The organism is Hoylesella pleuritidis, from assembly GCF_963541955.1.
Lineage (GTDB): Bacteria > Bacteroidota > Bacteroidia > Bacteroidales > Bacteroidaceae > Prevotella > Prevotella pleuritidis.
The window spans coordinates 77,796-89,972 of sequence record NZ_CAUTUT010000001.1; the positions used below are offsets into that span (position 1 = coordinate 77,796).

At 47.0% G+C, this 12,177-nt stretch carries 4 protein-coding genes and 1 pseudogene; all 5 read right to left on the minus strand.

The window, feature by feature from the left end; translation table 11 throughout:
• Positions 1 to 24 precede the first annotated feature (24 nt).
• The gene (gene sov, locus RWY97_RS00310) at positions 25 to 7,521 is read right to left on the minus strand and encodes a T9SS outer membrane translocon Sov/SprA (protein ID WP_462675849.1); all 7,497 of its coding nucleotides are present in this window, start codon (positions 7,519 to 7,521) and stop codon (positions 25 to 27) included.
• A 124-nt stretch (positions 7,522 to 7,645) separates the two neighbouring features.
• Positions 7,646 to 8,260: a Holliday junction branch migration protein RuvA gene (gene ruvA, locus RWY97_RS00315; protein ID WP_273175392.1), complete on the minus strand. Its 615-nt coding sequence runs from the start codon at positions 8,258 to 8,260 to the stop codon at positions 7,646 to 7,648.
• Positions 8,261 to 8,851: 591 nt separating this feature from the next.
• A complete protein-coding gene (locus RWY97_RS00320) occupies positions 8,852 to 10,573 on the minus strand; it encodes an acyl-CoA dehydrogenase family protein (protein ID WP_315564931.1) in 1,722 nt (573 codons plus the stop codon).
• An 89-nt stretch (positions 10,574 to 10,662) separates the two neighbouring features.
• A pseudogene (locus RWY97_RS00325) lies at positions 10,663 to 11,055 on the minus strand (endonuclease domain-containing protein).
• Positions 11,056 to 11,126: 71 nt separating this feature from the next.
• Positions 11,127 to 12,149, minus strand: a complete 1,023-nt coding sequence (locus tag RWY97_RS00330; RefSeq protein WP_024991917.1) for an electron transfer flavoprotein subunit alpha/FixB family protein — start codon at positions 12,147 to 12,149, stop codon at positions 11,127 to 11,129.
• Positions 12,150 to 12,177 lie beyond the last annotated feature (28 nt).

Sequence of the window (12,177 nt, forward strand, 5' to 3'; positions counted from 1 at the left end):
TGTTTTAACACTCCGAATCACTCACTAACGCGTCAGCGAGAACTTCACGCTAAGACCGAAGTCGTGTGTTGCCGTGGGATAACTCGTACTGCTCAGAAGTGGGATATTGGTCTGATGATCATAATAAAAACTCATTGTAAGAAGACGAGAAAGTGTGTAATCGGCCATCAAACTCAGTTTGAAAGCCGTATTCCCACTACCGGCGACACTGGTTATCGTAGCTATATTGCGGGTGATGGATGCCTGACGGCGATAGCTGAGATCACAACGCAGATTGAGTTCGTGATTTACCCCGTTTCCAACTAACGGCTTTTCGGGTTGCGATTGACGGTCTTTTGCAGTGCGTTTAACGGTCTTTCGCGAGGCGTTTAACGGCAAGTGAGAGCCGAACAAACGTAAGTCGTTGATTTTATAACCCATACCCAACACCCAATCGCGGCTGACGGCCTCGTTGATTTGCACACTTGTCATACTGAGCGACAATATTCGGGTAGTTCGATATTCTATTTTTGCAGTGAAGTTGTTTTGAAATGTCATATCGATTCCGAGTAATGGTGCGAATGCTTCATTGATACTCACTGTCGAAACGTTGTATTTGCTACTGGGAATAGGTACCCCCGTGGCGGCATTGGATATGAAACCGAGTCCATTCATATACTCTACGAATGTACTGTAAGAACTGTATGAACCAACAGCATAAACGCTTTTATAAGCGTGATTGAGGTTAATGCTTTTGAAAACGCTGCTGAACCACGGCAGTTGCGATAATCCGCTGTAACGCAAAGTCCAGTTAGGCAGCATACGGGTAAGGGCCGGGAAGATGCTCAAAACCTTTCCGCCCATCGCCGTATATGTAGAAAGAAAAGCCGGAATCATTACATCCGCACTATAAGTATTCACTTTCCCGTTAACCGGATCGAACTTCCGACCAGCCAACGAAGTACCTTTCGGATAAATGGCATCGGTATATTGTGCTTCCACCCGATTGCGGAAATCGGATAAAGAATGGCAGAAACGCTCGAAAGAAGCGCTCCGATAACCGCTTGAAGCATTTCCGATACCCTCGAAACTGCTGCCGATCGAGATTGTGGTCATCGTAAATGTGCCACTCTCTGTGGTGGGACTGCCGGCATACATATACTGAATGCGCCGGGCACGCGATATCATTCTACTGGCATTAAGGTTAATTTTGAGATTACGAATGGGCTCAAGCACAGCACGAATTTGCAAGTCTTCCGTTCGGTTCGACGTGGCCGGTGTGGCAACAGAGTCGTTCATCAGCAACCAATCGTTGGCCCGTGCACGATCGATATACGAGTCGTCGACCAATCCGAAAGCGAAATCCAGTCCCGGACTCAATGCGCTCGTGCCGCGAGTTTGACCGAATGCGTCACCTATTGTAGGCATAAACCCCGGTAACGACATTGAAAACTGATTACGATAATAGCCACTGACGTCACGTACGAGCATCAACACACGGGCTAAAGTCTGTGCCGTACGATACCAATGCTTGGTTTCCAACGGCTCTTTCGGCGTGACGGTGAGCTTCAATTTGATGACAGAATCTACCTTATTAATAATATGTAGGGTGTTGTCATTCAGTTTCCGGAATTTCAGTTTGAACGTTTTCCCGTCCTCGGTGCGGGCCAATACGGTAATACGCCGCGTGTGCTTGTTGTGTAAAACATCGATAGCGGTGTCGGGCCGAAGCATTATCTCACGCTCGAAACTACGCTGATTGCGCGGCAAAGTACTGTCGAGCATATCGCGATTGCGATTTTTCGGCGCTCGTTTCCTGTTGTTGGAAGACACTAATCTGCTGAATCTCTCGTTGGCTTTGCGTAGAAACGGAATATGATTATACAGTCGTTCGAAACTGAAAGAACCATTAATATTCAGGTCACGATTTATTGAAATGGTATTGCCTAAGGAGGTTCCGTCATCCAAATTGGTGCCGCGTACCCAGTTATAAGTCGCATTGTAATTGGCGTCTGCATTTATCCAGTCGAAAATCGGAATGAGATTGAGCGGCAACTGGTATGAAAGCGAGAAACGTTGAGCATAATCTAAGGGTGTACCCAGGTGCAGAATGCTGGTCCAGACAGAGTCTTTCCAGGCTTGATAACGGTCAGGATAGAGATCTTTGTTTACTGGAGTGTAAGGCTGTTCTATCTCTGCGTGGGTCGCACTGTGGTAGTTGAGATGCAGATTACGCGTCAAATCCCAGCGTAAAGATAAGTCACGATTCCACTGAAATTGCGAATTGAACGTCAAGGGGAGCTTCGTGCCCGTGGTATTTTCCATATCCCGCTCTTGCAATTCATAGTAATTGCGGTTAATGTCGCTGTTGAACGCGATGTTCTGAGGCAACCAATTGAATCCGAATTGGCGCACGATATCCAACCATTTGGATCTGTTGTGGATCCCTCGAAAGAGTTCCAAGGGCCTATATACAGGTGTCCAACTGTAAGAAAGAGCCCCTTTCCAATTGTCTTCTCGTTCATATACAGTGGTCTTTCCGCTTGTATAGCGGTGCGAGTGACTGTAAGAGAGGGAAAAATTAGCAGGATCATAAGGCATCGGATGCCGCTTGGTCTGTATGCCTACACGCACATTCGAGAGCGCAAAGTTGGTGTTCGTGGTCTTCGTCACGGCAATACGTTCCAGCGAATCGCGCTCATTTGGGGTGCGGATGGCCTCAAGTGCCTCTTTCAATTCCATATCATTATCAAGCGGATTATATTTCGGGCGCAGCTCTTCTTTTGTTACAGAGTAGTAAAGCGGTGCACTAACTTTGGCCTTGTCGGGGAAAAACTTACCCAATTCAAGGCTTGTTGTCACGCTGTAAGTCTTGTAATCGTCGGTAGATCGCTCGTTAACACCCTGTTCCAAACCGCCGAATCCGTTGGTCATATAACGTCCTTGAACATTCAACTGACCAAAATCCGAAAGCTGCATATTGAGATTTCCCTGCGCCGCCCAGCCTCCTTTATTATTATAGTCACGCAGTCGCAATTCGTTAACCCACACCTCTCCCGACTTCACCTGCGACGACTTATTACGCACACCGATAATCATTGTCTTGACTTCTCCCAATGTCGGGTTTCCCATAATGCTCATTTGATTACCTGGATGACTGTCATCGAAAGCACTGAACACGTGATTATAAGATGCACGACCTTCATTCTTAGCTACATTTCGGGCCTTTTTCAACTTGGTAAAAACCCGCAATGGGATGTCAAGCATATTGTCCTCGGGCCATACCTGACGGCTACTCGCTGCAGAACGAATGCTGTATTTGCCTGGCGGAGTGAGCTTCAGCGGTATCTCATATTCGTAATAGTTGTTCTTATAATCGCTTCCCAAACGGACGAACACGGCCAATTCGTCGTTTGAAAGACCTGTCGTATTCTGCTCCATCGCATTCGCGTGAACAAACATCTGCAATCGTCTGTATTGCCGAAGATCTAATGCTGTATTCTTGTAAACAGCTTTTGCCTCGCCCGCTCCTAAGTTTTTAACCACCAAACTCAGTGCCTGCTCATTACTTTCCACCAACTGCGGCTGCGTGGGATCGAGTGAACGCTCGATTCCCGGAGGCAAAACATAATTGACAGGAACCTTATCTCCGTTCTCTTCTACATTGACAGCGCTCATCGTCAAGGTACCGGATTGCGGCACAGAGTTATCTAAATTCTGTTCGTACACACGCCATTCACCCCGCACAAGGTCAAGATTGGCAAAGCGAAGAACCACCGGATGACGGAAACCCGTTAAAAACATACGCATAAACCGAATGCTGGTGAAATCGCTGATGCCACCTTCCCGCCGCTCATATTCGGACAAAGGAATACGAAACTGATACCAAGTTTCTACCTCATCTTTCTTTCCATTGCGCAGCGAAGGCATCACTTCACGTTTATCTACGATGTGATTGCGCCCCACGACAAGGTCTGCTGGACGAATGGAAAGATGATACTGATAATATTTCTCATACTCATTGAGCGTGTAATCTTGGTTGATATCCTCTACGTCGGGCGTAGTTTTATAAGACGTGTCATAGCGTTCGGTGCGGCTGCTTGTATCGGGCGAGTTGCCCTGAGGATTGTTGATGTATTTATATCTACGCAGAATAGAAGCCTGCATCGCATCATAATCGCTGCCGCGGAAATAATGATAGTCGTCGTGAGCAACGTCCCGACGAATCGAATCAAGCACAGTTGAGTTCACTTTTGCCTGCACAGCGCTGATAAACGACTGATAAGGACCGAACGAAAGTTCCTCTTCGTCATTCAGTCCGTTATATCCTACGTCCTGTAAAGCACGACTTCCACCACTCGTTGCGAATGCATACGTCACTGTAGATTGCGTCGGCACCTTACCCCATTGCGTCGTAACGAAAGTTGACGAACCGTCGACGGGCATCCCGCTTTCATAAAATTTCTTCCCGTCTCGCAGCACATCTTCACTCACTTCACCCAAATTGATGTAGAAATCACCGCCGTATTCGCCGGCATTCGGCCGTTTGGCAGACTCGATAAAGGGATCGAGCATCCAGAATTCGATATACTCCACGTTGGCGGTTTCAAAATCATTTGTATCCAATTTACGCATCATTCCACCCCAATGCTGCGTCGGATTGTTAAGCGTTCCATCGGAATTGAGGTCGGGATTGAAGTTATACGGCCCGCGTTCGTTAGGATAATAGGCAATATTCAATATCGGAATCGTAGACACACCACCATTATAGCCACTCACATCACGATTGGGAAAGAGATCGCGTACATACACTTCGCGCACGTAATGATTAGAAAGCTGGTCGAGATCGCTCTTGATATGCGCAGGCGTTAACGAACTGCTGCGACGCGTAAAGAGCGGATCGATGGTATACCAAGCCATCTGACTGCGGTTGAATCCGCTGCGAAGCGACGTTTTATCGCGATGTTCGGCAAACATAGAAGGCACGCTCGACAGCGTCCAAGATGTCGGAGTACTCACGTCAATAACCGACTTTGTATTCTCAAAGTCGTCTAAATAAGAAGCATTATCTTGTGTTCCGCTGTTTTGTCCGGCAATAAGCTGAGCAAATTCTCCCGTAAACGAGATGTTCGAAGGCCTCGTAACGTGAAGAAATGGAATCTTATCGAGCATATTGGTCAACCACTGACTCTCTTTCTTCCAGTTGAGATTGACGCCCCAAAGCGTGTTGTTTAGCGGTTCCGCACCCATCGTTACCTTGTTGGTCAATGCCTGTTCGGACAAGTGTTGAATAGTTCCGCTGAGCTGAAAGTCTTTTGTGAAGTTATATTCCCAATTCATTCCGAACATCGTTTTGCGCCGTTGACCATAGTCGGTATTGCTTTCGAGCGACACATTGACGGCTGTTCCCGCATCGAGAATACTCTGATTGAGAATGGTTACTTCTCCCGCACTGTAATCAACGCTGTAATCTGTTCCTTCGGTAAGCCTCACACCGCCCGCAGTAACCACGACCGACCCGGGAGGAACATTGGTCGCACCGAGCGAAATGACGTTAGCTGATGTGCCGCGGAAGTGTCCCGAGAGCACAAACTTATTCTTTTCGGCTATCTGCTTAGCAACAGTCTTCGTACTATCGTATAGTTCCGTGAAGCTGTATCGCGCTGCTTTGTCGGCCGATACACCGTGACTCACGAGATAGTGATATAGATATTGCCCGAAAGGTTCAACTTTGGGGAAGAACACCCGACCATTATTTACCGTGTAACCCTCAACAAAATCAAAGTGTCCGTTGGCATTTGGCCTGTTGTTTTGATCCAGACGGTCGGCGCCGAGCAATCTGATCAGCGGCTGATCTTTTACACTCGGCTCGGGAAGATAAGTGAGATAAACACCCGTTGTATCGCTCTGATATTTCACATCAAGCTTAAACCGATTGCGTTCGACAGTAGATGCAAGATAATAAACGTTTTTCATCATCAAGTCCCAGTTACCCTGAGCCGGCGAATTACCGGTATTCTTTAACGACTTAACAAAGAGTGCTTGGCGCGTATCAGTGATATCCGAAGCAAATTCGCCCACTTGATAAGTCTGCCCGCCATAAGTGTATTCATAAGCTACGGCCAACACCTGATCGGTTTGCAATCCGGCCCGCAGCGATAAATAGCCCAACGCCGAATTCACCGTATATTCCGATGAATTGAGAAGCCTGGCACTGGCTATCTTCTCATAGTCACTACCACCCGTAAAATGACCGATCGCATCAAGAACAGCCGACGTTTGATCAATATCGCGCGCCGCAACGTAGGGCCCTACCATTGCTGCATATTCCGTATTAGCTTTGTTCGACGGTACGTTTCCCGATGAATTCCACAGCGGATTGGATATTTTTTGATTCTCACCCAAGTCCGTCAACGCCACGATATTACGCGTATTGGCCGTTGTTCCGGTTTTATTCGTCACCCAAACTTCTACCCGATTCACGCGGATTCCGGTCGTGACGTTAGGCAACGAAGCCATTCCCGCATCGTAACGGTCGCGAAAATATTGGGCAAGAAAGAAATGTCGGTTTTCCTCATAATTTGCAACATTGATTTCAAAAGGTGTAAGCTGCACACCGCCTCGCGATGAAACGGTCTTCGAGGCACTTTTCTTCTGCGAGGCAACCAATTGTAATTTCAGCTTGCCGAACTGCAAATCCGTCCGAATCCCGAATAAAGATGTGGCGCCGGTAATGAGCGATGAGTTGGACGGAAACGACACATTACCTCCTTCGATCAACTTAACGATCTGATCTTCTTTGCCTTCGTATTTCAGTTTTAAGTTCTGCGCATCGAAGTCAAACGTTGCATCCGTGTTGTAATTCAAGTTCATATTCACCCGATCGCCAACGCGTCCATTCACATTCAGATTGATTTTCTCATCGAAATCCAATGCAGTGGTACGCCGGTTACGAATAGGCAGCGACGGATTATCGATACTCGTCAGTCGACCACCTAACTTCAGTTCGGCTGTTCCTTGTGTTTTAATGCGCACTCCACCCGGACCGAAGATCTTTTCAGCGGGTCCTAAGTCGAAGTGCATATCTGAAAAGTCAAACTTCTCCTTGCCTTTCGCTTTGTAAATTTCAGTGTTTTTCGAGCGGAAAAAGGCCGATTGCTCACGCCGCTCGCTCCATTTGAGATATTCATCGGGTGTCATCATCACGGGCGCTGACACATAGGTACCACCGATTTTGGTACCAATGATATACCGATTGAGCGTGTCATTATAAACCACCGACTGTTTTAGATTTTCCGGACGATGTAAATCTGTGGGGCGTACATCCAAATCCGAGAGCGTGACAGGCATCGTTCGTTGTACTTTCCAGCGCGGATGCAACAGCGAATCAGGCACTGTGTCTTCGTCCATCGACACGGGTTGACTTTTTACTTTCAACCCTTTCAGCTGCACGGAGTCACGTTGTTGTACCGACGTTTTCGGTCGTTGCCGTTGCCGTCTGTCGTTTTGCTGCACAGGCACAACAACGGCATAGCTCGCCAAAACAATGGAGAACAGCAACAATATCGTGCAATATACAAAAGACTTCCGTGCCAATTTAAAATTAAAAATGAATTATCGAGAATGAATGCGATGTACAACTGGCGCATTACCAATTCTCAATTCGCTATTTAATCTGCTTCAATGCCAACTTCACTACTTGTTCGACAGGTATATCGGGCTGTGCTTTCAAAATCTCAACAACCACCTTCGATGATGGTGCCGGCGAGAAACCGAGCATTGTCAAAGCCGAAACGGCCTCATCTTTCACGTCGTTGTTCACCATCGTTACACTGCTTCCGTTAGCCGGGAGTTCCTGAGCAATACCCGCAGAAACAATTTTATCGCGCAGATCCACGATGATACGCTGGGCCGTCTTCAATCCGATTCCCTTCACAGTCTTCAGCATCCGTTCGTTGCCTGACGATATGACGTCGCACAACTCACTCGGAGTCATCGCCGAAAGCATCATCCGTGCCGAATTGGCACCTACCCCCGACACCGTGACCAACAGCCGATAAAGCTCGCGTTCTTGCTTGGATGCGAATCCATAAAGCGTATACGCATCATCACGACCACCTGTTACGATATTCTCTTCAACGTAGAGCTTCACTGATTTTTGCCCCTGAACGGCACTATACGTGTTGAGTGAGATATTGAGTGCATAGCCCACACCTGCCGCTTCGATAACGGCCAACGCGGGAGTAACCTCGACCAGCTCTCCTCTTATGTATTCAATCATAGTCGTTTAATTTGTAAATCACTGTCAGAATAACGTTTCCACACTACAGTTTATTGTATATATCAAGATGAAAAGGTGGACAAGCAAAAGGATAAAAGAGCTTAGCCGGAAACAGCATCTATCTTGAACGGCAAGGTAAATGGTTATAAACAGAGAAGACAAATCAATGATTTATAAATCAGATTGAAACGCTTTCCGATCGACCAGATATCTATCTGATTTTCAGATAATTACAAATCATATTGCGAAAAGGTGTCAATCGTCTTGCGAAAAGCTGTTAAATGGCGTGCGATTAACAGTTAGTCGCCGTACGTTTAACCGTTAATCGCAACATGTTTAACGACCAATCGGAAACTGCTTTTTATCTTATTGGAAATCAGACAGATAAGAATCTTTATACAAAGATATCCGCATCACGTTTGTGATACGGATATCTCATTATATGAAACGATTTGATTCGACATTAAAATCAGTTCATCCGCAATGTAATTAACATAAATCTGAATTATCGCTTGTTACAAGCGGTAACACTGCGGGTAGATGAACGGCAAAAGAGGAGGAGTAAACGAATTAACGCCCGACTCCCGATTGTCAACTTTCTTTCACTGTCTGTCGATAGAACTTGATGTCTTCGGCAATGAAATTCTGCACGAACAGGCTCTTGCCGACAACATTTTCTTCAGCCATACGAACGTAAACATTGGCACTCTTAGCGAAAAGTTCGGGCGCGCGTGTGGCATCATCGAGAATCAAAAGAGACATAATGATCTCGGCGGTCATATCGTAAAGGCGGCGCGCAAGCAAATCATTGACTTCCTGACTGCCACTTTCTTTCACGTAATTGATGCTCTGCTCATATCGCTTAACCATCTCTTCGACACGCACTTTGAGCGGATGCAGCTCCTCGGCTACCTCTGTTTCGAGCATCTCTTTCATCATCGTGAGATACGTTCCGTTAGTGATATAACGAATGGCAGCTACTACCTGCAACTGCGTTGTACCCTCGTAGATGGAGAAAATACGTGCATCGCGGTAGAGTCTTTGGCTCTTATACTCCATAATAAAGCCCGAACCGCCGTGAATTTGAATGGCATCGTAGGCGTTTTGATTGGCATATTCGGAGTTCATTCCTTTCGCAAGAGGCGTGAAAGCATCAGCTAATCGCGTGTATTTCTTTTGCTCTGCACGCTCTTCGGGGGTAAGTTTGCGCTCGCGGGAAATGTCATCCAGAGCCTTGTAGATGTCTACATAACGGGCTGTTTGGTATAAAATGGAACGGCCGGCATCTACTTTTGCCTTCATTCTCGACAACATATCATAAACAGCCGGCATCTCGATAATAGGCGTATCAAACTGTTTGCGCTCTTTAGCGTAGGTCAATCCCTCTGCATAAGCAGCTTGCGAGACGCCTACACTCTGTGCTGCGATACCCAGACGAGCACCGTTCATCAGCGCCATTACATATTTGATGAGCCCTAACCGGGTACTTCCACATAGCTCGGCTTTGGCGTTTTTATAGACAAGTTCGCACGTCGGAGATCCGTGAATGCCCAATTTGTTCTCTATGTGACGTACAGTTACGCCACCTTGACGCTTGTCATAGATAAACATCGACAATCCGCGACCATCTCGTGTGCCCTCTTCCGAACGAGCGAGAACGAGGTGTATGTCAGAGTCTCCATTGGTAATGAAACGCTTCACACCATTGAGCAGCCAACAATTGTCCTTTTCCGAGTACGTGGCTTTGAGCATAACACGCTGCAAGTCGGAACCGGCGTCGGGTTCGGTAAGGTCCATCGACATTGTTTCTCCACTGCAAACGCGTGGTATATACTTCTTTCTCTGCTCTTCATCACCGAATTCGTAGAGCGTTTCAATGCAATCTTGCAGGCTCCAAATATTCTGAAAGCCTGCGTCGGCAGATGAAACCATCTCCGAAGCCATTGAATATGGCGTAATCGGAAGATTGAGTCCGCCATACCGACGGGGCATAGAGATACCCCAAAGTCCGGCTTTTCGGGTTGCATCTAAATTCTCGTATGTCTTCGATGCATAGTGCATCCTACCGTCAATAAGGTGCGGTCCCTCTTGATCTACGGCTTCGGCATTGGGCTCGATGACGTTAGCGGCAATGTCGCCGGTAATTTCGAGCAGTCGGTTATAGTTCTCGATAGCGTCGTCGAAGTCAACAGGCGCATCCTCATATTTGTCTTTATCCTCAAAGTTGCGCTCTTTAAGCTCAACGATTCGCTGCATCAGCGGGTGCCGGAGATGAAATCTCAGCTCGGGATTGTCTGTATAATAATTTGGCATAGTTATCAATAAGCCTCACCCCCGGCCCCTCTCCAAGGGGAGAGGGGAGTGATATGCTTTGTTGGAAGCACACGGGAACTACTACTTCTTTAAATGTTTAACAATTGTTCTTTTATCTTTTGTAATACGGTTTGAAGGTTTCTGTCAACTTCATCATTGGTGAATCGAATGACTGTAAAACCTCGATGCTCGAGAAATTCAGTACGAATCGCATCGTCATTTTGCTATTCCGGCGTGCTATGATAGCCTCCGTCGACCTCAATCACCAATCTTCTTTCCAGACAAATGAAATCTGCAATGAAGTCGCCTATGGGATGTTGACGTCTTAATCTGAACCCGCAAGCAAGTTTCCTTAGTGCATTCCACAGTGTGGTTTCACTTCGGGTCATCTCCTTTCGGTTCTTTTTGGCAAACTCTTTCAGCAGATTATAGCGATCGGGTGCAGCCGTTGCGTATTCGTAGTCATTTCCTTTCTCTATCATAAAAAGTACAGCTAAAAAAGCATATCACTCCCCTCTCCCCTTGGAGAGGGGCCGGGGGTGAGGCTTACTTCTTATTTACTATTCTTCTTATAATACTTAATCAATTTCGGAACTACCTCTTCCACGCTTCCCACAATCACATAATCGGCAATCTGATTGATAGGAGCGTCGGGGTCATTGTTGATAGATATGATGATACCACTATCTTGCATACCTGCGATATGCTGTATCTGGCCCGATATTCCACAAGCAATGTACACCTTAGGATGCACAGTTACACCTGTCTGACCTATCTGTCGATCGTGCTCTACGAAGCCAGCGTCAACGGCAGCACGGCTTGCTCCCACCTCGCCGTGCAGTTCCTTGGCCAATAGAAAGAGCTGATCGAATCCCTCTTTACTGCCTACACCATAACCGCCTGCTACCACAATGGGTGCGCCTTTGAGGTTATGCTTAGCCTCTTCTACGTGCCGATCGATCACCTTTACAACGTAATCAACTTGCGGAACATATTTCGCAACGTCGGGATAAACCACTTCTCCCTTGTAGTTTTCATCCAAAACCTCGCGCTGCATTACGCCACTACGCACGGTAGCCATCTGCGGACGATGATCGGGATTGACGATTGTAGCCACGATATTGCCGCCAAACGCAGGCCGAATCTGATAAAGCAGATTCTCATAATGCCGTCCGGCTTTCTTGTCTTCATAGTCACCTATCTCCAACTGGGTGCAATCGGCGGTCAATCCACTGGTCAACGACGATGAAACACGCGGCCCGAGATCGCGCCCGATGACTGTTGCGCCCATCAGGCAAATCTGCGGTTGCTCTTCTTTAAACAAATTAACGAGGACGTCTGTATGCGGAGCCGACGTGTAAGGAAATAGTCCTTCAGCATCGAAAACAAACAATTTGTCCACGCCATAGGGCAGAATCTGATGCTCAACAGCACCTTTCAGCTTGGCACCTGCTACCACAGCGTGAAGCTGAACACTTAATTGATTGGCCAGTTTACGGCCTTTGGTGAGGAGCTCCTGCGACACTTCGGCCACTTTCGTGCCCTCAACCTCACAATATACAAATACGTTATTCATTTGCGTTTAGAGTCTATAAGTTTCTAAG

What these genes read in the sequence shown, in the direction of transcription:
- RWY97_RS00330 (WP_024991917.1), bottom strand. Translation starts at nt 12,149, where the DNA reads ATGAATAACGTATTTGTATATTGTGAGGTTGAGGGCACGAAAGTGGCC.
- ruvA (WP_273175392.1), bottom strand. Translation starts at nt 8,260, where the DNA reads ATGATTGAATACATAAGAGGAGAGCTGGTCGAGGTTACTCCCGCGTTG.
- RWY97_RS00320 (WP_315564931.1), bottom strand. Translation starts at nt 10,573, where the DNA reads ATGCCAAATTATTATACAGACAATCCCGAGCTGAGATTTCATCTCCGG.